This window comes from Prosthecobacter fusiformis (genome assembly GCF_004364345.1).
Classification (GTDB): domain Bacteria; phylum Verrucomicrobiota; class Verrucomicrobiia; order Verrucomicrobiales; family Verrucomicrobiaceae; genus Prosthecobacter; species Prosthecobacter fusiformis.
Genome location: NZ_SOCA01000003.1, coordinates 343,964 through 368,715 on the forward strand (window position 1 = coordinate 343,964; position 24,752 = coordinate 368,715).

Genomic DNA, 24,752 nt, shown 5'->3' on the forward strand with positions numbered 1-24,752 from the left:
TCCATGCCTGCTGACCTGCCATCTCTTTCTGAATTTCTGGCTGAACCCATCGCCCGGCGGGCCTTGCTGGCCTGCCTGATGATCGGCTTTGCCAATGGCTTTGTGAGCGCCTTTGTGGTGCTGCGGAAGTCTGCACTGAAGGTGGGCACGCTGTCCCACGCCCTGCTGCCCGGCATTGCCCTGGCGGTGCTCATGGTGGGGCTCACGCAGTGGAGCGCGCTGGCGGGTGCGCTTTTTGCCGCACTTTTGGTTGGGCTGGGATCCATCTTTCTTTCCCGCACCTCGCGTCTGGACCAGGATACTTCCATGGGCATCCTTTATACCACGGCGTTTGCCGGCGGGTATCTGATCCTGACCCAGCTCAATGTGCGGCAGAAGCTGGATGAGTGGCTCTTTGGCAGCATTGTCGGCATGGCGGACAGTGATATGTGGATCGCCTTTGGCATCAGTGCCATCGCGGTGCTCTCCCTCACTGCCTTGCAGCGTCCGCTGCTGATATATCTCTTTGAGCCGAACATCGCCGCCAGTCTCGGCGTGCCTGTGCGCTTTCTTAACTACGCTACTTTTGGCATCACGATTTTAGTTCTGATCTCGTCGCTTCAGGCGGTGGGTTGCATTCTGAGCGTGGGGCTGATGGTGGCCCCGGCAGCCACGGTTTATTTGCTGACGAACAATGCACGCACCCTGTTTTGGGGTGGGGGCCTCATCGGGGCATTTGGCTCGGTCCTGGCTTTCTTTTTGAGTTACCCTTTAGGCTGGTCCGTCAGTGCCAGCATCATCGTGGTGCTCGGCGGGCTGTTCTTGCTGGCTTATATTTTCAGTCCGCGATACGGCCTGTTTAGTAAGCGTGGACGAGTATAGAAGAGTGCTTTTGCTAGAGAAAGCGGAAGCAGCGCCGTTTTCGTCTTCGCATGTCCCTGTTCACCTCTCCCGCCGCCTCAAGCTACAGTTCTGGAACGGTGGTTGCCGCATTGTTGCTGACGGCATGGCTGGCTTCTCCAGCGTGCGGGCAGACTGTGGAAGAGCTGCCCGAGGTGGTGGTGCTGGCTGAGCGGACTGGTACATCGGGAGTCGGAGCGGCTCTGGTGGAGTGGGATCGTGAGGCGTTGCTGAAGGAGGCACCTCGAACGGTGGATGAAATGCTGGCACGCGAGCCTTCCTTTTCCCTCTACCGGCGGCAGTCATCCATGTTTGGAAACCCCACCTCGGCTGGCGTAAGTCTGCGAAATACAGGTGCCACGGCAGCGTCGCGCACCCTTGTTTTGCTGGATGGCATTCCACAAAATGATCCCTTTGGCGGCTGGGTTTACTGGGCACGTTACGACCCAGCCACGCTGGATTCTATACGGATTGTGCCTTTTGCCCAATCTGCCGTTTGGGGAAACCAGAGCCCGGCGGGTGTGGTGCATATGAGCAGCCATTCGCCTTTTGAAGAAAGGCATACCATCCGGGCAGGCGGCGGTAGCCAGGGCACGCTCAGCGGGTCCATGGTGCATGTGATGAGCAACGCGGAAAAGACACGGGCCGTTTCCTTTTCGGCCTTTGGTCTGCACACGGACGGGTTTTATGCGGTGCCACCTGAGCAGCGCGGCCCCATCGATAGGAAGCTGGTCACGGATGTCGTTGGGGGTGATTTAAAATTTGCCTGGGTTCCAGCGACGGGCCTTTTGGTGGAGCCGATGGTGTCCTATTATAAAGAGGAGCGTGGCAACGGTACCCCGCTTACGGGCAATTCAACGGAAGCCCTGGACTTTGCCCTGCGCATTACGGGTGAAATGGATGGCTGGTCCTGGCAGGCGCTGGCTTATCATCAGCGGCGGGAGTTTGAGTCCGTCTTCAGCTCACTGGACCCTGCGCGCACGATGGAGACGGTGGCGCTGAACCAGTATGATGTGCCATCCCGTAGCACGGGGGGAGCCCTGACGGTGAAGCGGGACGATGGCGGTCACTGGAGCTTCACCGGGGGTGCCGATGCACGGGCCATCAGTGGAGCCACCCATGAAGATGTGGGGACTTTTCGTCGCAGGGAAGCCGGTGGCGAGCAAGCTATGGCCGGCATCTTCGGCCTCCTCGAATATCGGCCCGATTATTTGACACGCCTCGCCGTCAGTGCGCGGCTGGATGGCTGGCGACTCACGGATGGCCGCCGCATCGAGACCTCTCTCGCGAACGGAGCTCTTCTGCGGGAAGACATCCAGCCGGACCGGAATGGCATTGAACCCTCGGCTTCCCTGGAACTCTCGCGCACCTTGCCACAGAATGTGGAAACGCGGCTGTCTGCCGGGACCTCCTATCGGCTGCCCAGCTTGAACGAGCTTCATCGGCCCTTCCGCGTGCGCAATGACATCGTGGAGGCCAATCCGGGTTTGGATCCTGAGCGTTTCTTCAGCCTGGAAGGCGGCGTGACCTGGAAGCCTGTGGAAAACTTCACGCTCAGTGCTGCCGTGTTTCATCACTGGATCTCGGATGCCATCGCCAATGTGCCTGTGACGGACCCTGCTGAAATCGCGGAGATCTTTGGAGTCATCCCGCCGGGTGGCACGGGTGCGCAGCGGCGGAACGTGGACCAGGCGCGTGTCTATGGAATCGAGGCCGGGATGGAATGGCTGCCGGTGGAGGAGGTCACCTTTGACCTGCGCGGACTGTGGTCACAGACGGAATTTAGTGAATCCCCGGACCAGCCTTTGCTCAAGGGTAAACCCTTCCCGCAGGCTCCCGAGCTGCGCTTGATCGCCAGCGGAGAATGGCGTGCGACGGAGCGGCTGGGTTTCTTTGCGGGGTGGGAATATGGATCGTCGCAGTTTGATGATGCCCTGGCCCAGCGAGCCATTCCGGATTACCATAGCGTGCGCGTCGGAGCCTCCTGGCGAGTGAAGAACGCGGTCTTCCAGGTGCGGGTGGAAAATCTCTTCAACGAGCAGATCCAGACCGGCCTCAGCGGAGACGGGATTCGCACCGTCGCCGCTCCGCGATCTTTGTGGTTAGGTGTGGAGTGGCGGTTTTGATTATTTTTTCAGGATTGAGGCCTCTGTTAGGCTGTCGGAGGTGACAGAATATTTGCTTAACGAGACTTGGTTTTCACGACTCTGGAAACGGTGCCTTTATGTGGCAAGGCTAACAAGAAGCGTAACAAATTTAAAGGTGGCGGAATTGTTGCGCAGCCGCGCTGGAGTCCGGGGCGCAAAGGGCTTTAAGCGGAGGCCGTCACTATCCCCCCCTCCGTCTTTTGCTGCCGTTCCTTGTGATCTAGCTGCGGGAGGCGCAACCCAAGTCATCCTCCATGAAATCACCTTTCAAAAGTCTGCCGCTCGCAGCGCTCGCCCTGGCGCTGAGCTTTGGTGCTTTTGCCTCATCGGCAAAGGCGCAGTTGCTCGTCACTGAAGTAAAATCCGACCAGTCTGCGAATCCCGCTGCCGACTACTGGGAACTCACTAACTTTGGTTTAGCCACGATATCATTGGTTGGATACACGTGGGATGATGATAGCGAAAGCTACGCTACCGGAAGCGCCTGGGCATTGCCGGCTGGAAGTTCTATCGCAGGGGGTGAATCCGTCATTTTTACGGGTGTGGATGCCGCGACGTTTCGTACGCGCTGGGGCATTTCAGAAACGGTCAAGATCTTTACCACCACTGGTTCGCCCGGCCTCTCTGGGGGGGATCGAATCGCCTTTTTTAACAACGTAGGAACAAAGTTGTTTACCTTCAATTATGATGCCGGAGGCTTCACCAAATCCAACGGAGATCTTTCTACTGGTGGGCACGCTGGCTTATCTGCAGGTGGTGTGGCCACGGATGCTCTGATCTGGGATCCGACCTCAGGCATGACTCCAGAGACGGCCCGCTATACAGCGGCGAACGGTAGCAACTTCGGCAGTTTCACAGCGACCGGGGACGATGGTTCACCGGGGGTGACTGGGCTGCCGACTTCCGTGGATCTTTCCATGTATGTCCGGGTCGGTCGTTATGACCTTCCTGAGCCAACGCGGACCACGCCGCCTGACGACACCAGCCTGCTGGCCCAGGAAGCCTCTGGCGTCACCTATAACTGGGACACGGATACTCTGTTCATCTGCGCTGATGGTGGCACATCCATCGTGCAGGTCTCGAAGACCGGCGAGCTGATTGATTCCATGACACTGGCAGAAGGCAACAGCCCGCAGGACACAGACTTTTATGATCCGGAAGGAATCACCTACATCGGAAACAATCAGTTTGTGATGACTGAAGAGCGTGACCGCCAGGTCGTCCTGTTTACTTATGCTGCCAATACCACCCTGAGCCGCAGTGGCACAAAGACCGTGAAGCTGGGAACTTTTGTCCCCAATACCGGCACGGAAGGTCTCTCTTTCGACCCCCAGACGGGTGGCTATATCTGCCTGAAAGAAATTGACCCCATTGGCATCTTTCAGACGGAGATTGATTTTGATGCACTCACCGCTACGAACGGTTCGCCGACCACTGAAAATTCCACCGACCTTTTTGATCCGGCCTTGCTGGGCATGTTGGACGTAGCGGATGTGTTCGCGCTTTCCAACCTCCCCATCCTGAATGGACGGGCTCAGGCTGGCAACCTGCTGGTGCTGAGTCAGGAATCAGCCAACATTGTTAATGTGGACCGGGCTGGCAACATCTCCAGCACGCTGACAATTCAGTCCGATCTGGGCAATCCGCTGACCGCAGCAGCTCAGCAGCACGAAGGCCTGACAATGGACCGCAAGGGCAATCTATACGTCGTCAGTGAAAACGGCGGCGGGAACATCGACCATCCGCAGCTTTGGGTTTATTCTCCCTCGACCGAGCCGAATCAGGCACCGACTGCGGTGGCACTGACCAATCCGGTCAATTCCATCGTGGAAAACAGCAACACCGCGATTCGTGTCAAAGTGGCGGACATTACCATCACTGATGACGGGCTGGGAACCAATACACTGACCGTGAGCGGTGATGATGCCAGCTTTTTTGAAATCGTCGCCGGTGCTTTGTTCATCAAGGCGGGAACGGTGTTGGATTACGAAACCAAGACTAGTTATAGTGTTACCGTCGAGCTGGATGATGTTTCCATTGGTGCAACTCCAGATGCGACAGTCAGCTACAATCTGACCGTGACAGATCTGGTGGATGAGACACCTGTTCTTCCTGCTATCATCATCTCCGAAGTGGCTCCCTGGTCCAGCGGCAACAGCCTTGTGGCGGGTGACTGGTTCGAGCTTACCAATACGAGCTCCACGACTGTGGACATCACGGGCTGGAAGGTGGATGACAATTCGAATGCGTTTGCACAGGCGATTGAACTCAGCGGTATCACCAGCATCGCTCCAGGTGAATCTGTGGTCTTTATTGAAAAAGATGCGCGAGACTTTGCGGTCATAAAGGCATTGTTTGAATCCACATGGTTTGGTGCAAATCCTCCTGCGGCTCTGCAGATCGGCAGTTATGAAGGCTCGGGCATCGGCCTCAGCACTGGGGGCGACGCGCTCAATCTTTATAACAGCAGCGGTGTTTTGCAGGCCAATGTGACCTTCGGCGCTTCCCCTTCCGGTCCTTCTTATGCGACCTTTAACAATGCAGCCGGGCAGACCAATACGGCGATCTCCCTGCTAAGCGTGGCAGGTGTGAATGGAGCTTTTGTTGCCGCAGGTGATTCCGCACAGATTGGTTCTCCAGGAAGCGTAGGCAGCCTGTTTATCTCCGAAGTGGCCGCTTGGTCCAGCAGCAGTCCTGTGGACGCGGACTGGTTTGAAGTGACCAACACGATGGCACAGGCCGTGGACATCACCGGCTGGAAGGTGGATGACAGCACAGAGTCCCCGGCTGCGGCGCTGGCCCTGAATGGCATTACCAGCATCGCGCCTGGTGAATCGGTGATCTTCATGGAAACCGACGACCTTGCAACACAAGGTGCTGTCTTCCTCTCCACCTGGTTCGGAGACAATCCGCCTGCAGGTCTCAAACTCGGCAGCTACACGGGCAGTAGCATTGGTTTGAGCGGGGATGGTGATGCGGTGAACCTCTACAACAGTCAAAATGTTCTGAAGGCGAGTGTATACTTTGCAGATTCCCCGGGCGGACCTTCTCTTCCAACTTTTGACAATGCGGTCGGTTTAAACAATGCAGAGATCTCACAACTGAGTGTCGTGGGTGTCAACGGAGCCTTCGCAGCGGTCAATGATGCTAATGAAATCGGCTCTCCAGGCTCAGCTACGGTGGAAAGCCCTGCGCTGGCTTTAACCGTGGATATCACCCCAGCCACCTTTTCTGAAAGCGCGGTGAATCCAGCAGCGACAGGCACCGTGACCCGCACTGGCAGCACCCTCAACAGCCTGGTGGTGAGCCTGGTGTCCAGCGATGATTCCGAGGCCACAGTTCCTGCCACGGTGACCATCCTTGCAGGCGAAGAATCCGCCAGCTTTGATGTGACGGCGATCAATGACAGCTATCCTGATGGCAATATCATGGTGACTGTGACCGCGACGGCCAGTGGTGCTGATGCAGGTAGCTTTGATGTGACAGTCAATGACGACGGTGATTTGGATCCGGGATACAAGCTTCTCCTGACTGAAGTTCACTCGAATCCCGTCAGCGCCGGGTCGGAAGACTATTGGGAGCTGACTAACGCGGGCACCTCTGCCGTGGACCTCAGCAACTGGAAGTGGACCGATGGTGCACGCACTTTTGCCAGCGGAGTTACAATTCCTTCTGATACCTCCATCGCCGCAGGTGAGTCTATCATTCTGACTGCCATGACTGCCGAGAGCTTCCGTTCCTGGTGGGGCATCAGCAACTCTGTGCAGGTCATCACCGTAGTTTCAGCCCCAGGCCTGGGTAAAGGCGATGGGCTGACCTTGTATGACAGCGGTCGCAATGAGATCCTCTATTTTTCTTACAATGTGGATGGTTTTATGCAGTCCGATGGATCTAATGCTGAGGGCGGGCATGCAGGCGCTTCGGGTGGAGGTGCGGATTCTCAGGCACTGGTCCTGGATCCTACCTTTGGCACTGACACGCCACGTTATACTGCGGCAACCGCAGGCACCTTTGGGGCATTCGCTTCTACCATCAGCACCTTGGATATTGGTTCTCCCGGCACTACCGGGCTGGGTGTGACGGCATCACTGAGCCTGACGCTGGACATTACGCCGACATCCTTTTCTGAAAGCGCTGTGAATCCAGCAGCAGCGGCTACGGTCACACGCTCGGGCGATACCACGGATGCACTGGTGGTGAATCTTTCGTCCAGTGATACCAGTGAGGCGACCGTTCCTGCCACAGTGACGATCCTGGCTGGCGAGGACTCTGCCAGCTTTGATGTCACTGCCATCGACGACAGCTTCCCGGATGGAAACAAGCCAGTCATCATTACGGCCACTGCCACAGATGCAAACTCGGGCACGTTCAACCTGACCGTTAATGACGATGCGGATGTCGTGACGACCAGCCTGAGGCTGACAGAGGTACAGTCTAACCAGTCTGCGACTGCACCTTCTGGTGTAAATGATTACTGGGAACTGACCAACTTTGGTGAAGAGACTGTGGATCTGGCCGGCTACAGCTGGCATGACAAGGATCGCTCTGCTGCTGCGGCTTCGGCCTATGCTTTGCCCGGTGGCGCCTCCATTGAGGCAGGTGAATCCGTGATCTTTACAGTGATCTCTCCGTCGGCCTTCCGGGCTTGGTGGGGAATTGAGGAAACCGTGAAAGTATTCCAAACGGTGGGTGGTCCTGGACTTGGTAAGGACGATGGCGTGTCGTTATTTGACAACGGTGGTAATGAGCTGTTTTTCTTCAGCTTTGCCGCTGGCCAGTTCACGCGTGAAGATGGAAGCTCTTCGGTAGGTGGCCACGCAGGTCCATCTGCTGGGGCCACAACTGGAGCCGATAGTGTGGCGTTGATCTGGGTGCCGACCTCCGGCAGCACGACCCCGCGCTATACCTTTGCTACAGGCAGCAATTATGGCAGCTTTCAGGCGGCTGTAGGCACAGACCTGGGCTCTCCTGGAACAGTCGATGTGGCACCTGTCACCCCGACTCTCACTCAGGGGCCACTCAAGATGGCCCGTCTTGCGACGCTGCCACTCGCTGGTGCTGAAATCTCCGCTTATGATGCAGCCAGCCGACGCCTGTTCGTGACATGCAGTGCAGGTCTTCAGGTTGTGGATATCAGCAACCCTGCGGCTCCTGCTGTGCTGACGACACTGACCTTTACCGAAGCTCCGATCAGCCTGAGCTCATCGGATATAACCAGTGTGGATGTGTTTAACGGTACCGTCGCCGTAGCAGTCCCAAATGCCGACAAGACCCAGCGCGGCCATGTCGTCTTCCTGAATGCTGTTGATGGTTCCTTCATCAGCAAAGTGCAGGTGGGCTATCTGCCGGACCACATCACCTTCAGCCCGGATGGCAGCAAGGTGCTGACCGCTGATGAGGGTGAATACCAGCTCAATGGCACTGATCCAAATCCAGGTACGGTGAGCATCATTGATGTCTCCGGTGGATTTGCCGCACCTACGGTAGCCACTGCCGGATTCACAGCCTTTGATTCACAAGCCGCGGCTCTGAAAGCCGAAGGCGTCCGTATCTTTGAGGAAAATGGTGTGCTGCGCCTGCCATCGCTGGATTTTGAACCGGAGTATTTGGCAGTTTCCGCCGACAGCACCCAGGCCATGGTCACTCTTCAGGAGGCCAATGCCGTGGCTGTTCTGGATATCACCACCGCTACTTTCACCTCGGTGGTAGCTTTGGGTGAAAAGGACTTCTCCACTTTGCTGGCTGATTTCAGCGATCGTGACGGTCCTGAAAATAGCAATCTGATCAATCTGACCACGGGCAATCCGGTCTTTGGCCTCTACATGCCGGATTCCATCGCCTCATTCAAAGTTGGCGAAGAAACCTACTACGTGATTGCCAATGAAGGTGATGACCGCAACGATTTCATCACCAGCCCGACTGAGACGATCACCGTCGGCAATGGCGGTTATGTTCTGGATCCAGAGGTGTTCCCTGACGCCGCCACTCTGAAAACGAATGCACGCCTAGGCAGGCTGACGGTTTCGAACTCGCCCGGTCTGCGTGGCGATACCAACAATGACGGAAACGTGGACCGCATCCTTATGTATGGTGCGCGTTCGTTCTCCATTTTGGATTCCAACGGAGAGATGATCTATGACAGCGGGGACGACCTCGAGACGACTATGGCAGCTATCGGCGCACCGCAGTTCGATGACGGTCGCAGTGATAATAAGGGCCCTGAGCCGGAAGGCATCGAGATCGGTGTCATTGATGGTCGGACCTATGCCTTTGTGGGACTGGAGCGTCATCGCACGATCGTTGTCTATGATGTCACAGACCCAGGAAATGTGACGCGTGCCGGTCTGGTCAGTTTCCCTGAAGACCTGAACCCTGAAGGCATCCAGTTTATCTCCGCCAAAAATTCGGCGAACGGTAAAGCCATGATTGCAGTCACCAATGAGACGAGCAACACCATGACTCTGTTCTCGGTAGAGCCGGAAAACTTCACTCTCCAGCTCCTCCACCTGGCGGATGGTGAAGCCGGGCTGCTGGCTCCCCAGACTGCCCCGAATCTGGCGGCTCTGGTAGATGCCTTTGATGATCAGTATACCCATACGCTGATCCTTTCCGGCGGTGATAACTTCATCCCAAGCCCCTTCTTGAACGCAGGGACGGACCCTTCTCTGAGCAGTGTCCCTTCCATCGGTGCCACGGCTTTTGCCCGTCCAGACATTGCGATGCATAACATCATCGGTGTGGAAGCTTCCGCCATCGGCAACCATGAATGGGATCTGGGATCCAACGTGTTCATGGATGCCATTGGAAGCAGTGGAACCTGGATCGGTGCGCAGTTCCCCCATATTTCTGCCAACCTTGATTACTCGGCGGATTCGGCAGCGAACGCTAAATTTACGAATGTGCCTCTGAACGGAACGACCACTGCGGTGCCGGAAGCATCGTCCGTGAAGAGCCGCTTGGTGCCGACTGCGGTCATCACCAAAGGCGGTGAAAAAATCGGTCTGGTCGGTGTCACTACGCAACTTCTACGGAGCATTTCGTCCCCTAGCGGCACCTTTGCAAAAGGGTTCCCTGCGGGCACTACGGGTGTAGATGACATGGATCTGCTGGCCAGCCAGGTGCAGCCATACATTAATGAACTGATCGCTGAAGGGGTGAACAAGATCGTGCTGCTCTCCCATTTGCAGCAGTTGACCAATGAGCGCAGCTTGGCCACCAAGCTGACTGGGGTTGACATCATCCTCGCTGCCGGGTCCAACACCCGCCTGGGTGATGAAGACGATGTGGCCGTGGCCTTCCCGGGCCATTCCGCCGACTTTGCCGATACCTACCCCGTCATCACGGCCGGTGTGGACAGCAAGCCAACCCTCATCATCAACACGGACAATGAATACACCTACCTGGGCCGCCTGACGGTGGAGTTTGATGAGGCTGGTGAAGTCATCGTCTCCAATCTGGATGACCGCATCGCCACCAATGGTGCCTATGCCTCCACGGCTGCCAACGTCGCCGCTGCCTGGAATACCACGGAAGAAAACTTGGCCACCACCGCTTTCGCTCCTGGCACCAAGGGTGCCGGGGTGAAGGCCATTACCGACGCCGTCCAGAACGTGATCAACATCAAGGATGGTCAGGTCTATGGTTATACCTCGGTCTATCTGGAAGGTGAGCGCAGCTTTGTGCGCAGCCAGGAAACGAATCTGGGTAATATCACGGCGGATGCGAACAGCCAATCCCTGCGTGCCATCCTTGGAAATACCATCCCTATCGTTTCCGTGAAAAACGGTGGAGGCATTCGTGCCCAGATTGGCGCGGTTTCCAGCGAGCCTGGAAGCTCCGAAAAACTGCCTCCGCAGGCCAATCCGGCGGTGAACAAGCCCGAGGGTGGAATCTCCCAACTGGACGTGGAGAACGCGCTTCGTTTCAACAACCGCCTGATGGCTTTTGATACCACGGCCCAGGGCCTGAAGGCTATTCTGGAGCATGGTGTGGCCCTGTGGCCTAACCAGGGGCGTTTCCCGCATATTGCAGGCGTTGCCTTTGCCTGGAACCCGACGCTGCCTGCCGGCAACCGCATCACCTCCATGGCCTTGATTGACGAAAATGATGTCGTGGTGATGCCGCTCTACAAGGATGGGTATTTCAGCTTCGTCGCACCGCCTGTGATTCGTGTTGTGACACTGAACTTCATGGCTCAGGGCGGAGACAGTTATCCGATGAAGGCCAATGGCAGCAACTTCCGCTACATCCTCACGAATGGGTCTTTGGGTCCGGTCATTACGAATGAAGCTCTGGACTTCACCGTCGTGCCCCAATTGCCTGAAAATCCGCTGGGTGAGCAGCAGGCCTTTACGGCTTACATCAGCGCCCGCTACCCAACGCCTGAGACGGCTTATGATGTGGCCGATACGCCTGCCTCGGCGGATCTCCGCATCCAGAATCTGAACTTCCGTGAGGATGTCCTGGTGCCTGTGGAGATCACGGCTGATTCTGATGGTGACGGCCTGACCGATGTGGAAGAACTGGCTTATGGTAGCAATCCGAATGCAGGACTGCGGGTGGGTGAAAATGTGAATATGAACCTCAGCAGCCTGGCAGGTGCTGGCAATACCTTGTCTATTGTGGGTAAACTGCCCCCTGGTCTGAAGTTTGATCCTGTCACGGGCAAGCTCACAGGCCAGATCCTGGGGAATGCCAGCAACTACGCACTCCAAATCTTGGTCAAGAATGGCAAAACCATTGTGGGTTCCTATGCATTGGATTTGAGTGTCACGCCGTTCCCTGCCGCTCTGTTGGGGAATTATGAGGCGTTGCTTGAAACTGGTTCTCCCGCCCAGCCAAAGGGTGTAATACGTGTTTTTGTCTCCAAGGCAGGTACCTTCAGCGCCACGCTGGACTATGCGGGTGCATCCCGCCGCTCCACCAAGGGTACATTTAGCCTGACACCCGGTTCCAACATCGCGGTGATTAATCTCACCTTCGCTGCCTCACGCACCATCCCGGCCCTTACGGCCCAGCTTGAAGTGGCGACGAATTCTCCGCTGGTGACCGGCACCTACTCAGCCGCTGCTGAGACGGGCACCCAGCGCGGATTCAGGATGGCTGCTGCCAATGCCAACCCACCGGCGGTGCAAAAAATCGTCAGTGTCTTTGATACCGGTGCGCAAAACGGAGTGGATTATCCAGCTGGGCAGGGTTGGGCCAAGGGCAGCGTCAGCAAAGCGGGTGCGGTGAGCCTGAAAGGTCTTTTAGGAGATGCCCAAAGCATCACCATGAGCCTGCGCCTCTCCGCCACTGGCCAGGCCCTGGTCTGGTCCCAGCCTTACAAGAATAAGGCCTCCTATGTGGGTGGCATCATGCTGCTGGGGAATCTGGGCCAGCCGTTGAATCTCCCGCAGCGCCTGGAAAACGGATTGCAGTGGATGAAGGTCGCCGATGTCCGAGAGCTGGCATATGAAGCCGGTTTCGCCTCACCGATGACGATGGAAGCGAAGACGAGCAAATTCATCCCGGTCAAAACATCGGCTGAACTGAGCGCTTCACTGGGCCTCGCTGGCAGTGTCATGGGTGTGGAAATTGAAGGTGGCGGCATCTCCAATGAAGCTCCGAACAATTCACCAGTGCTGCCGGTTGAATTCACCCTCGATACCCGGTTTAAACTGACGACCACCGCTCCTCCTTTAGCCGTCCTTTGGACCGGCCTCATGAGCAAGACGGATGGAGGCTTCAGCGGCTCACTGACGTTGCCAATCGGAACGGCCAACATCGCTGGCAAAGCCGCTGCCACCGGGGTCATTCTTCAGGATGACACGTTTGGCAGCATCATCGGAGGTGGCTTGATCAAGGTGCCTGTGGCTGGCCGTCGTGGTGCCTTCCGCACTTCTTCGATTCTGCTGGAGCAGTAATACTTGAAAGATGATTGGGGCCGCCGGATTTCCGGCGGCCCTTTTTTGTTTGGATCTTATCTTCCGCTTGGCGGAGTCCTGCGCTTAATCGTGCCAGGTGCGGGCGATTCGTTCGATCGAGACCGCCTTGCCTGTTGCTGGATCCAGGGTGATGAGGGCACCGTTCAGGCGCACTGGTCCGCGCGCCACGCCGAACTTGGCGGGTAGCTGGGTGTGAAATTTTTCCAGCACGGGCTCAATCTGGCTGCCGATCACGGAATCCAGCGGGCCGCACATGCCAGCATCACTTTGGAAAGCGGTGCCATTCGGCAGCACACGTTCATCTGCCGTAGGCACATGGGTGTGGGTGCCCACGACAGCGGTCACCTTGCCGTCCAGGTGCCAGCCCATGGCCACTTTTTCACTCGTCGCCTCGGCATGAAAGTCCACAAAGATGACCGGGGTCTCCTGGCGCATGGCCTCCACGGCCTGGGTCACGGCCGTGAATGGATTTTCCAGGGCATCCCGCATGAAGGTGCGCCCTTGCAGATTGATCACCCCTACCTTGCACTTTTTGGTCTGCAAAACCAGGGTGCCTTTGCCATGCGCACCTTCAGGGTAGTTCAGAGGTCTCAGCAGACGAGGCTCATCATAGAGGAAGGGGATGATTTCCTTTTGGTCCCAGATGTGGTCTCCGGTGGTGATGACATCCGCTTTGGCGCGCATCAGGCTGATGGCGATCTTGGGCGTAATGCCCCTTCCCCCGGCGGAATTCTCCCCGTTGACGATGGCAAAGTCCACCTGCAATTCCTCCCGCAAGATGGGTAGCAGGGCGGCCACGGCCTTTCGCCCAGGCTCGCCCACGACGTCGCCCAGGAAGAGAATGCGGAAAAGTTCAGGGGTCGGTTCGGCGGCAGCTTCAGACATGGCTGCACTTAGTAGATGATGCCGGGGCGCATCAAGTCTAGGATGCAGGCATGTTGTTCCTTTTCAAAAATGGCCGGTTTTGGCTCGCCGCCCTGCTTGGCAGTGCGTCTGCTGCCTCTGCACAGGTGGTACCTGCCCCTGAAACGCTGCCGCCTGATCCACTTCGTTTTGCTAAAGTCAGCCCTCTGGGGAAAGAGCCGGACTGGGCAGAGCTGAAGGTCTATGCCGGTACGCTGACACGGGATGAATTCCAGAATGCATGGCAGGAGATCTATTCGCCAGAGATGGGGCTGCCTCCGCCGTTCGATATCACCCCAGATGAACTGGTCGTCCCCACGGGAGACCCAACGGACCCCACTTTGGTCCTGCCTTTCCGCAAGCCCGCAGGAGAGGGCGTGGCTCCAGAGGCCTCCTGGCGGCGTGCGGCAGACCTGCCGCCTTTGCGCGGGCGCCCGCCCTTGAGTGATCTGCATATTGCGCTGGATCCGGGGCATATCGGCGGGGCGTGGGCCCAAATAGAGGAACGGTTCCTCAGTTTCAAACCTGGTGAAAGCATCCGTGAAGGGGATCTTTCCCTCCTCACCGCCCAGGTTTTAACTGAGCGGCTCAAGGCTCTAGGGGCTCGTGTCAGCCTCGTGCGGGACAAAGCGCAGCCCGTGACTGAACAACGTCCGGCGGACTTCGAGCGACTGGCCCAGGATACGCTGAAAGAGCATGGCATCCTGGCCCCTCTGCCCACGTATGCCGGTTTGCAGGGCGATGCCAAAATCCTGACTGTGCAATGGCAGACGGAAAAGTTGTTTTACCGTGTCAGCGAAATCCATGCCCGTGCTGAAAAAGTGAATAGCCAGATCAAGCCGGACATCGTCCTATGCCTGCATCTGAATGCGGAGGCCTGGGGACCGTCGAATGCGCCCCAGTTTTCCCCTCAAAATCATCTGCATGTCTTGGTCAACGGCTGTTATGCCCCGGTGGAATTGGAACAGCAGGATGTGAGGTATGAAATGCTGACCCGGCTTTTCAACCGTGTGCATGAAGAAGAAATCCCCCTGGCCAATGCCGTCGCGGAAGGGATGGCCCGCGTCACCGGACTGCCTGCCTATATCTATACGACGCCTAATGCGCGCAAGGCAGGAACGAACCCGTATGTTTATGCACGGAACTTGCTGGCTAACCGTCTGTATCAATGTCCCGTCGTCTATCTTGAGCCCTTTGTCATGAACCATGAGGAAACCTACCGCCGCCTGCTGGCCGGGCATTACGTGGGCCGTACCCTCATTGCCGGGCGTTTGCAGAGCAGTGCCTTGGAGGATTATGTCCGTGGCATCGTTCAGGGCCTTCTGTCTTATTATCAAAACCAGCGCCGCCCATGAGAGTGCTCATTGTTGGCTGCGGTTTCGTCGGTGAGCGCACCGCCGATCTGCTTCATGCCGCCGGGCATGAGGTGGTGGGCGTGACCCATTCGCCTTCTTCGGCAGAGCGTCTGGCGGCGCTCAAGCCGTGGCGCGTGGTGGCTTGTGATGTCAGTGATGCACAGGCGGTGAAGACACTGCGTGATGTGACTGTCCCAGATGCTTTCATTCATTGTGCCAGTTCAGGCAAAGGCGGTGCTGAAATGTACCAGGCGGTCTATGTGAATGGGATGGCAAATCTGTTGGCAGCCTTTCCCCAGGCTTTCCCCCTCTATACCGGCAGCACCAGCGTCTATCCGCAGACCGATGGCAGTGAGGTGGATGAATCCAGTCCCGCAGATCCGGGTAAGGAAACCGGGCGCCTCCTGCTGGCAGCCGAGAAACTGGCGCTGGATCACGGCGGTGCTGTAGCACGGCTGGCTGGCATCTATGGTCCCGGCCGCTCCTTTGTTTTGAAAAATCTGCTGGAAGGGAAGAGCGGCATCGAAGTGAATGCCAGCGCCCCCGATGGCCGCCTGCTCAATCAGATCCATGCCGATGATGCGGCTGCTGCCCTGGTGCATCTCATCACCCACAGGCATACCGGCATCTACAATGTGGTGGATGATGCCCGGATGACCCAGCGGGCTTGTCTGGAAAGACTGGCCTTGTTGTTCAACCTCCCGGTGCCCGAAGAGAAGGCTCCTGATCCAGACCGCAAACGTGGCTGGACGCATAAACAGGTCTCGAATGCCAAGCTCCGCGCCACTGGCTGGGCGCCGCAGTATCCTGATTACTTCGATGCGCTGCGGGATGATCCTCAACTGTCCGCGTCCATTCTGCAACTCGTCCTGGATGGCGGGGAAGTCCGTCTGCCTCGGGCAGAAAACATCGTTCTCATTGGTCTCATGGGCAGTGGCAAATCCACCGTGGGTCGCATGGTGGCGCACATGCTCGGATTTCAGTTTGCAGATACCGATCATCTCATCATCGAAAAGGCGGGCTGTTCCATTCCGGAAATCTTTGCCAAAGAAGGAGAAGATGGCTTTCGGTTGCGGGAATCGGAGGCTTTACGCAGTTTGTTAGGCTGCCGTCACTGCGTCATCGCCACGGGCGGTGGCATCATCACCCAGGTGCGTAACCGCCCGCTGCTTCAGCATCTGGGTTTTATTACCTGGCTGGAGGCGGATCCAAAGCTCCTGGCCCGCCGCACTGCCAGCAACAATGACCGCCCTCTCCTACGCGGAGAAGAGCCGCCCTTGGTCAAGCTGGAACGTCTTTTGAGCGAGCGCAAACCGCTGTATAAACAGCTGGCGGATCTGCGCATTCAGACGGACGAGCTTAGCCAGCAGGAAAGTGCCTATGGAGTGGCGGAAAGCGCGCGCATCTTCTTCGCCCAGCGCCGCGCTTGTTAGTCTCAATACAGCAGCACTGCCGCCCGGCGTGACTCAAAGTCGGTGGTTTCTCCAGTCCACATTCCAGAGATTTCGCGCCAGTTCCTGCCCTCCCTCACAGCTTTTAAAAGAGGGGTGTGATTAAGCAGGGTATTCACTTTTTCCAGGTCGAACTGCTTCGGATATAAGCGCTGGAAAACGGTAGCGATGGCGATGCCCACTTGCACGGGTTTCATGGCCGCACGATCAGTGATCTGAATGTGCACCCCGCCGCAGGCTTGGTCTTTGAAGATGCTCGCTGTGGGGGTAAACCGCACGGGCATAAAGCGTATACCCGTCAGGCCCAGCTTGTTGAGTTCATGGCTAAGCGCCAGATCATTCACATAAGGTGCGCCCAGAATTTCAAAAGGTGTATCCGTCCCCCGACCTACACTGATGGAAAACTCCAGCAATCCGATGCCGGGATACAGCAGTGCCGCCTCCAGGCTGCGCATATTGGGGGAAGGATTGATCCAGGGAAGACCGGTCTGATCAAAGAGCAAATCGCGCCGCCAGCCCTCCATGCGGATCACTTGTAAACCCGCCTGAATACCGCGTTCAGCGTTCATCATCATTGCCAGTTCTCCCACCGTCATGCCATGGCGGATCGGGATGGCATGAGTGGCCGTAAAAGCCTCCTTATCCACCAGCGCAGGCCCTTCCATGGCCACGCCTCCGATAGGGTTTACCCGGTCGAGCACGAAGATTTTCTTACCCGCCTTTGCCGCCGCTTCCATGCACAGCCGCAGGGTGGAGATGTAAGTATAAAAACGGCAGCCGATGTCCTGAATGTCAAAAACCAGCGCATCCAGATCTGCCAATTGCTCCTCCGTCGGCGCACGTCTTTCTCCATAGAGGCTGTGGATAGGCCGCCCGGTTTTCCGGTCCCCTGAGTCTTGGATCATGTCCTTGTCCTCCGCTCCGCGAATGCCATGCTCAGGGCTAAACAATGCGCGCAGCTTCACCTTGGGTGCGTTGTAAAGAAGATCGATCGTGGCTGACCGCCCGGCGTCGATTCCCGTCTGGTTGGTGATCAATCCTACCCTGAGTCCATTCAATGGAGCAAAGCCGTTCCGTTTCAAAACGTCGATGCCATTGAGCACGGTCGGTACTTCCTTTTCACCTCGCTTTGGCAGAGCCCCAGTCACTTCCTGGAAAGCCGATTCAGGGATGCACTTGGCCGCAGCCGTACCGATTTCCTCATACAGATCCCTGACGCTACCGCCTTCCTGCGGATGCAGGCGCGAACTGAGAAAGATCACGAAACTTTTCGAATACGGGTCCATCCAAAGACTCGTCCCCGTGAAGCCCGTATGCCCGAACGAACCGACCGGGAAGATCTCGCCACGAGGTCTGCTATAGGGCGATTCGATGTCCCAGCCAAGCCCGCGCCTTTCATAGATCGTTGCAGCCGTTTCCACCCGTTTCATGCGTTCCAGCGTTTCAGTCTTGAAGATACGCACCCCGTCCAGCTCACCGCCGCGCAGGATCATGCGGGCAAATTTGGCCAGATCCTCCGCACAGGTAAACAAGCCTGCATGTCCTGCCACTCCACCCATGCGCCTCGCCGTAGGATCATGCACCACACCGCGCAGCATCACCCCATTTGCATCTTTCTCCGTGGGGGCGATGCGTGGCTGCCATTCAACCGGCGGCAGATAACGAGTGGAGGACATCCCTAGAGGCTGAAAAAGATTCTTTTGTGCAAAACTGTCCAGGCTGTCACCTCCCGTGCGTTTGACGATCTCGCCTAACAAAATGAAGTTAATATCACTATATCGGAAAAAAGTGTCCGGTGCGGCATCAGGCACCGCTTCCAGCGCTCTGCGGATGCCCTCCTCATATCCAGTCCAGGCTGGGTCCTGGGGGATGCCGGGTTTCAGGCCGGAGGTATGCGTCAGCAAATGTCGCACGAAGATGAGATCACGCCCATGACCCGTAAATTCCGGCAGATAACGGTGCACGGGTGCGTCAATGTCCACCTTGCTCTGCTCGCTCAACAGCAGAATAGCGGGGGCGGTGACCACTACTTTGGTCAATGAGGCAGCATCGAAGACGGTATCCGATGTCATCGCCTCGGTCGTCGGCTCCAGCGCCCTCGTCCCACTCACCAGCGTGTGTTTTTCCACACCATGCTCCAGCCATAGCACGGCCCCTGCGGGTTTCTTTTTTTCCACCGCCCTGGTCACGACCTCATTCAATGCCTGTAGGGCCTGCGCATTGAACGTCTGCGCCTGCGAAAAACTAGGCAGCAGAAGAACGGCAGTCAGCAGGAGGAAACGCATATCCCCTAGCAAAGGGGACAGGTCACGCAGAGTCAATCTCCGGCGCGTTCTTCAGATCGTCTTCAGCGTTTTTGCGCCTTCATCGATGAGCTGCCAAAAATGCTTCGACTGGCTCAGCGCTTCGTCTTCGCCCCCGCCCGGCAGATTGCTTCGGTATAAAAAGTCTGCCAGGGTGTTCTTATTCAGTACCCGGTGGATGCGCACATCCCCGTCATTCACGGCAAAGTAGATGCGGTAGTCTCCCGCACGGCAGCGGTAGAGCTTCTTTTGTCCGCGTTCCAGAATGCCAAATTTGCTCGCCAGGATGGTTTCCTCAAGATCTCCCGACTGAATGTTCAGAGCCTCCAGGATCTGAAACTGGATCTGGGTGGGCAGGTGGGACAGTTCCGCTGCACTGATGTCATTGAACACGATCTGAAGCATGGTCCCACAAAGTAGGGATCAAAACCTGGAGTTCAAAGGCTAAACACGCACTTTCTCCACATTATCTCTTCAACAGTCGTAACTGGGTTCCGTGATTTTAAATGGCACATTCAAGAGTGCTGCCACTTCCTCAGCCTTCTTGTGGCACCATTCCTGTAGCTTGAGATCATAGGGAGGGCACATAATGAAGTCCTGGGACTCCAACTGGCCGTTTTGGTGAACTTCGAAAAACAGGATAATCATGCCGCTGCCTTTTGCCGGCAGCACAGGATGCAAGCTGATCTCGTGGATAGTTGCCCGGTCCAACTTTTGTTTTCCTTGATGATTTTGCACCAGGACACGGGTTTCATCTGCGGCCACCAGCATGAACACGGATGGTCCGCATTGCTTCAACTCCTCCGCCAAAGCCGCATCCATATTCTTTTGATAGCAGCGGGATGCATATGCATATGGTGCCATCGGTGGCTGCGGAAAGGCCACATACTTCATCGTGGTGCCGGGCACACTTTTTATCCCCATGCTGGAGGGAGGAACGATGGGCGGCTCCTCACGGCGGAAAAACCACCTGAAGGGAAAGAGTTTCATGCACTGGGGAGACTACTCCTCACAACGTCCCTGACAAGCGGCTAGATTTGCGCCATGCTTAGCCTCCCCCCGAATGTCTCATAACTATGCCAAGCATGACATCGTCCCCTGCCAGCTTTGCTCGCAGACCTTTGTCTGCCTCTGCAACCGGGCGGCGGACTGTCCCTGTGCTCAGGTGAACCTCAGTCCTGACGAGGCCCAGTGGATCGGCTGGCAGACAGGCGGGGACTGCATCTGCATCGCCTGCCTCAAAAAAATGCGACAGGATGCTAAGACTGCCCTGGAATGAGCTGGCCACCCTTCCGGTATTGCAAGCTGACGGAAAAATGCGCTTAGTGGCAGTATGTCCTCTGATTTTCCCACCACCCCTGACCGCTGGTCCCTGGATACTTGGTTCACGCATTTTGGTGCGCCCGATTATACCGAGTTCAAAGAAGCCCTTGTAAAGGATATCGCGGCATTAAAATCAAAGGCTGAGGCTCTTAGCACCGATATCCCTCAGATCGTCCAGGTGATCCTCGATTATGAAGCTCTAGGGGACCGGCTGGGCCACCTCTCCGCTTACCTGGGCTGCCTTTCGGCGGATGACGCCAGTGACGAGGCCGTGAAAGCGGATGAAGCCTGGATTTCCACCCTGGAAGCCGAAAGCACCAAGTTGCGTGCATCCCTCCAATCTGCGCTCGCCGCACTGCCTGCCGCGGATTTTGATCTGCTTTTGACCGACTCCAATCTGGCTGGTGCGATCCATGCCGTGAAACGCATGCGGGAGGAAGGCCGCCATCAGATGCCGGGAGATCAGGAAGCTTTGGCGGCGGATTTAAACGTCACCGGACTTCATGCCTGGGGCCGTCTTTATGATACCCTCACCGGCAAGATGACTTTTGACATGACCTTCCCGGACGGTCATGTCGAATCCGTCCCCATGGCTCGCCGCCGTGCTCTTATGTCAGATCCCGACCGCCGTCTGCGGGAAGCATCCTTTCATGCTGGCCAGCAGCCTTGGGTAGATCATGCGGATACACTGGCCGCTGCTCTCAATGGCATCGCCGGAGCACGTCTGACACTTTACGGTCGCCGCGGCATCCCGCATTTCCTGGAGACACCCCTCTTTGATGGCGGCATGAGCCAGGCGTCTCTGGATGCCATGATGGCCGCCATTCACACTCACATAGAGTTGCCCCGTCGTGCCATCCGTGCCGCCGCCCGTTTGCAGGGGACAGATGCCCTCCATTACTTCGACCTAGAGGCTCCGCAAGTCCCTGCCCCGGATGAGAAAGCCCTCACCTGGGATGATGCTTGCAGCACGGTGGACCGTGCTTTCAGCACCGCCTATCCCGCCTTGGGAAAATACTTCCGTAGCATGCTGCAGCAGCAGTGGATTGAAGCCCAGCCCCGTCCAGGCAAGCGCCCAGGAGCTTTCTGTACCGGCTCCTTGCTCCGTCGTGAAGAGCGTGTGTACATGACCTGGCATGGCACTGTTCACGACATGGTCACCCTGGCTCATGAGGCAGGCCACGCCTGGCACTCCTGCGTCTTGCGGCCCACCCGCTCACTGGCTGCTAGCTATCCGATGACCTTGGCTGAGACCGCCTCCAACTTTGGAGAAATGATCCTTCTGGATGGTTTGATGAGTGATCCCGCCGTGACTCCGGCCACCAAGGCCTACTTGCTCGATCAGGAAATGCTTCGCGCCCATGCCTACCTGGTCAACATCCCCATGCGCTACGAGTTCGAAAAAGCTTTTTACACGGAGCGTGCGGCTGGGGAAGTCTCCGTCACACGGTTGAAAGAGCTCATGTCAGAGGCCCAGGTCAGTCTTTATGGGGACACCCTACAGCCAGGGGGAACGGACCCCATGTTCTGGGCGTCGAAGATGCACTTCTTCATCACGGGCGTGTCGTTTTATAACTTCCCTTACGTATTTGGTTACCTGCTCAGCCAGGCCCTCTTCGCCCGATTTAAGGTCGAAGGTGCAGATTTCCTGCCGCGTTATGAAACCTTTCTTGCAGCCACAGGCAGTGCCTCCTGTGAGGATGTGGCCCGCCAGACCCTGGGTGCAGATCTCACCAACCCAGACTTTTGGGCCACCGCGTTACAAGCCATCCGTCCCACCCTGGAGGCTTACGAAAAACTGACCTGAAAAGAAAAAGGGAACCCGCGCGACTAGGAGATGCCTCAAGGGCACTCCTCATACGCGCGGCGTGTGCCTCACTCCACTTCTGCTGGTGCAGCAGGCTTGCTGGCTGGCTGCTGATCATTGACGATCAGCCTCAGCAGCGGGAAAAGGGCGTCTTCACATTCCTTTCTCTTGAAGCGCAACTGCCGCTTCACGAGGGGATTGGAGAACATGCGGTGGCTATCAGGGGCCTTGCCATCCAGGATGTCCAGCCAGGTGGAACTGGAGGAGTCCAGTGCGGAGGCCAGGCTCTGGTCCAGCACCGGCATTTTCAGCACGATGTCCTGCGGGCGTGCCACTTCATCCAGCATGTCTGCTGTCACAGGTCCATCCTTCATGCTGACGATAAGCACGGAGGGAGAATCACCAAAGACAGAACTGCGCCATTGCTTGATGGCAGGCACCGCAGCCGCCTTGGCCGTGAGCAGATGGATCGGCATCCAGTGCAGTCCTTCATCGGTACGCAGACTTTGGACGATTTCGGGGTTCAGATCGCGTGCCATCACATCCTGGCAGCTCGCGGGCAGATCCGCCAGCACCAGCTTGCGGTCCATGGCGGACTCTACAAGGCGGCGCATCGTATCCACATTGTCGATAGGCATGGATTCAATCTTTTGCGGGGAGATTTTCTGAAAATCCCGGTTCCCCAGCGCGTCGCAGTCAAACATGGCCACATCATCCCGGTTTTCAAAATTTGCCAGTTCATAGATCAAGCGTGCGATCGTACTTTTGCCGGTGCCGCCGCTGCCAGCGGTGATGAGGATCATTTTCATGGGTTCAAGGGGAGGATGGGACTGTAGTTTGGTGATGAACTCAGCCAGGTCGACAAGGTTGCTTGCTGTCGAAGGAGCAGGCTCCCTTGGCGGGGCCAGAGATTCTCCAATGGCTGATTTGAGCGATGCCAGTGCCCTCTTATCAAAGGTGGGCAGTGGCAGTGCACACGAGAAAAGACCTGGGAGCTCCTTGTCAGGAGAGTTGCCCATGTCATATCCGGAAAGGCTAAAAGTTCCGTCCTGCAATGTCTGAGACAAGCGGCTCAACTGCGCATCCACATTGCCGCGCAGATCAGAATAAGGCAGGTCTGGCGCTGGCGATTCCCGGCATGTCACTGGAGAACGCGCCAGTGCAATGCATTCCTCACTGCTTTGTACCGTCACGAAAAACTCTGGCAGGCTGTCTAGACGCACATCCAGGATTTTCAGATCGTTGCCCCCATCACGCTGGCAAGGAAGGTGGAGTTGGATGTATTGGGGGTCAAAATTGACCTTTGCGTCAGGTGTCGTGGCAGCATGCTCCTGGAGGCGCTCCATCAGCAGGGAGACCTCATTTGCTGTCAGTCTGTTCCTGTGGGCCAGCAGGCGGGAAAGCCTGACTGGACTTAAGTGAGTCCTGTTGGGCACTCTTTTAAAATGATGGAGCAGGGGAGAAGGGGCATTGACCTTTTTCGGATACCAGTGCTCTCCCACAATGAGCTGGGACATCAGATTGGATCCTCTCAGTTCCCGTGTTACGGCCGCTGTCGTCATCAACATCAGTCCCTTGAGCTGTTTGAGGTCCAGGGAAGAAGTCCCCGTGTGTTGGAGATGGCGCAACGGCGTCAGCAGCGATGTCGGCACCCTGGCTGCCACGGCAGGATCAATGACCGAATCCGACTGACCACTCAGCAGCATCCCGCAAAGTTTCAGCAGACGGGAAGGCAGGTCCGCAGGCCTTTTATTAGCATAAGGCTGCTCAAAACGGTCAATGAAAAGGTGCAGAAACTCCTGCTGCCATAGTCCTATCCTGCAGCTCAGCGGATCCACGTAGCGCATAGCTTCAGGCAACCAGCTTTCCAGCGCCTCCAGCTCAGCCGCTAGCCGCCAGACCAGCACACAGGCCACTCCGACGGGCATTTGCCCAATACGCTGACTGTATTCTGCCACGGGATCTCCTGGCGCACTGCCCAGCAGCACCTGAAATTCATTCCTCTGCGTGTGCGCTTCCAGCACACGCGGCAGAGACGGGAAAAAGCCTCCCAGCATTCCCGAAAGCCATTTCGACTCCCGATTTTCGAACGCTTGGGCCACGACCCACGGCCCGCTAGTGGGGCACTTTTCCACCACCGTCGGCTTCAGGCCGGAGGCTTGCAAATGGCTGGTCATCATTGGGTGACCGGTATTCACGATCGCAGATCGTGTCTGTGACATATTAAAAATGGGGCGTGTGGAATCGGGATTTAAACGGCGGTGTTAGGTCGTGCAATAAGCAGAAGTCATGCAATAGCACCAGATACTCTTCTCTGACGGATAGTTTATGTGACAAAACAAAGCAGACAATGCGACTAGAACTTTCCACAAAGTGTAAAATAAATGATACTTTAATTTGAATGCCTAGAAGCAAACATCAAATACGAGTGAAGCATCTGGTATATGTCGTTCATCGTCAAAAGAAAAACCCAGTTTCTGGAAAATTTATTGTCTGAAAGATCGCTTGAGCATCAGGCGACTCTTGGTAAAAAAAAGCTGTATGTAGCCAACGCCATTTTTTTCGGAAGCAGTTTCGTTGCCTTATTCCTCACTAAAATAACTGATGGGACATTTGCACGATTTTGCAATTTAAACGTCATCAAGGCATGAAGCCTTA

General features: G+C 56.7%; 13 protein-coding genes. 8 read left to right on the forward strand and 5 right to left on the reverse strand.

Annotation, left to right across the window (positions count from 1 at the left end; all coding sequences use genetic code 11):
• Positions 1-3 precede the first annotated feature (3 nt).
• The 3 genes from EI77_RS10835 to EI77_RS10845 all read left to right on the forward strand — a co-directional run bounded on the left by EI77_RS10835 (position 4) and on the right by EI77_RS10845 (position 12,931).
• A complete protein-coding gene (locus EI77_RS10835; protein ID WP_243838787.1) occupies positions 4-861 on the forward strand; it encodes a metal ABC transporter permease in 858 nt (285 codons plus the stop codon).
• Positions 862-911: 50 nt separating this feature from the next.
• Positions 912-3,005, forward strand: coding sequence for a TonB-dependent receptor (locus EI77_RS10840; RefSeq protein ID WP_133795284.1), 2,094 nt, complete (start codon positions 912-914; stop codon positions 3,003-3,005).
• Between the two features lie 275 nt (positions 3,006-3,280).
• Positions 3,281-12,931, forward strand: a complete 9,651-nt coding sequence (locus EI77_RS10845) for a choice-of-anchor I family protein (protein WP_133795285.1) — start codon at positions 3,281-3,283, stop codon at positions 12,929-12,931.
• A gap of 84 nt (positions 12,932-13,015) precedes the next feature.
• Here the strand turns inward: EI77_RS10845 and EI77_RS10850 are convergent, their stop codons facing one another.
• Positions 13,016-13,837 carry a TIGR00282 family metallophosphoesterase gene (locus tag EI77_RS10850; RefSeq protein ID WP_133795286.1) on the reverse strand — a complete coding sequence of 274 codons (822 nt, stop codon included), beginning with the start codon at positions 13,835-13,837 and terminating at the stop codon, positions 13,016-13,018.
• 50 nt (positions 13,838-13,887) lie between these two features.
• Between EI77_RS10850 and EI77_RS10855 the strand changes: the two genes are divergently transcribed.
• Entirely contained in the window at positions 13,888-15,210 is a 1,323-nt protein-coding gene (locus EI77_RS10855) for an N-acetylmuramoyl-L-alanine amidase (protein WP_133795287.1), read from the forward strand.
• Positions 15,207-16,643, forward strand: coding sequence for a shikimate kinase (locus EI77_RS10860; protein WP_133795288.1), 1,437 nt, complete (start codon positions 15,207-15,209; stop codon positions 16,641-16,643). The genes EI77_RS10855 and EI77_RS10860 overlap by 4 nt, the downstream gene beginning before the upstream one ends.
• A gap of 2 nt (positions 16,644-16,645) precedes the next feature.
• Here the strand turns inward: EI77_RS10860 and EI77_RS10865 are convergent, their stop codons facing one another.
• The 3 genes from EI77_RS10865 to EI77_RS10875 all read right to left on the reverse strand — a co-directional run bounded on the left by EI77_RS10865 (position 16,646) and on the right by EI77_RS10875 (position 19,954).
• Entirely contained in the window at positions 16,646-18,946 is a 2,301-nt protein-coding gene (locus EI77_RS10865; RefSeq protein WP_133795289.1) for an exo-beta-N-acetylmuramidase NamZ domain-containing protein, read from the reverse strand.
• 51 nt (positions 18,947-18,997) lie between these two features.
• A complete protein-coding gene (locus tag EI77_RS10870; protein WP_133795290.1) occupies positions 18,998-19,369 on the reverse strand; it encodes a type II toxin-antitoxin system RelE family toxin in 372 nt (123 codons plus the stop codon).
• Between the two features lie 69 nt (positions 19,370-19,438).
• On the reverse strand, positions 19,439-19,954 hold the full coding sequence (locus tag EI77_RS10875; RefSeq protein WP_133795291.1) for a hypothetical protein: 516 nt from the start codon (positions 19,952-19,954) through the stop codon (positions 19,439-19,441).
• Positions 19,955-20,027: 73 nt separating this feature from the next.
• Between EI77_RS10875 and EI77_RS10880 the strand changes: the two genes are divergently transcribed.
• Both EI77_RS10880 and EI77_RS10885 read left to right on the forward strand, forming a co-directional pair.
• Positions 20,028-20,243, forward strand: a complete 216-nt coding sequence (locus tag EI77_RS10880) for a cysteine-rich CWC family protein (RefSeq protein ID WP_133795292.1) — start codon at positions 20,028-20,030, stop codon at positions 20,241-20,243.
• A 54-nt stretch (positions 20,244-20,297) separates the two neighbouring features.
• On the forward strand, positions 20,298-22,094 hold the full coding sequence (locus EI77_RS10885; protein ID WP_133795293.1) for a M3 family oligoendopeptidase: 1,797 nt from the start codon (positions 20,298-20,300) through the stop codon (positions 22,092-22,094).
• Between the two features lie 68 nt (positions 22,095-22,162).
• Here EI77_RS10885 and EI77_RS10890 read toward each other — a convergent pair whose 3' ends face one another.
• Positions 22,163-24,316, reverse strand: coding sequence for a hypothetical protein (locus EI77_RS10890; protein ID WP_133795294.1), 2,154 nt, complete (start codon positions 24,314-24,316; stop codon positions 22,163-22,165).
• 222 nt (positions 24,317-24,538) lie between these two features.
• Between EI77_RS10890 and EI77_RS10895 the strand changes: the two genes are divergently transcribed.
• Positions 24,539-24,745, forward strand: a complete 207-nt coding sequence (locus EI77_RS10895; RefSeq protein ID WP_133795295.1) for a hypothetical protein — start codon at positions 24,539-24,541, stop codon at positions 24,743-24,745.
• Positions 24,746-24,752 lie beyond the last annotated feature (7 nt).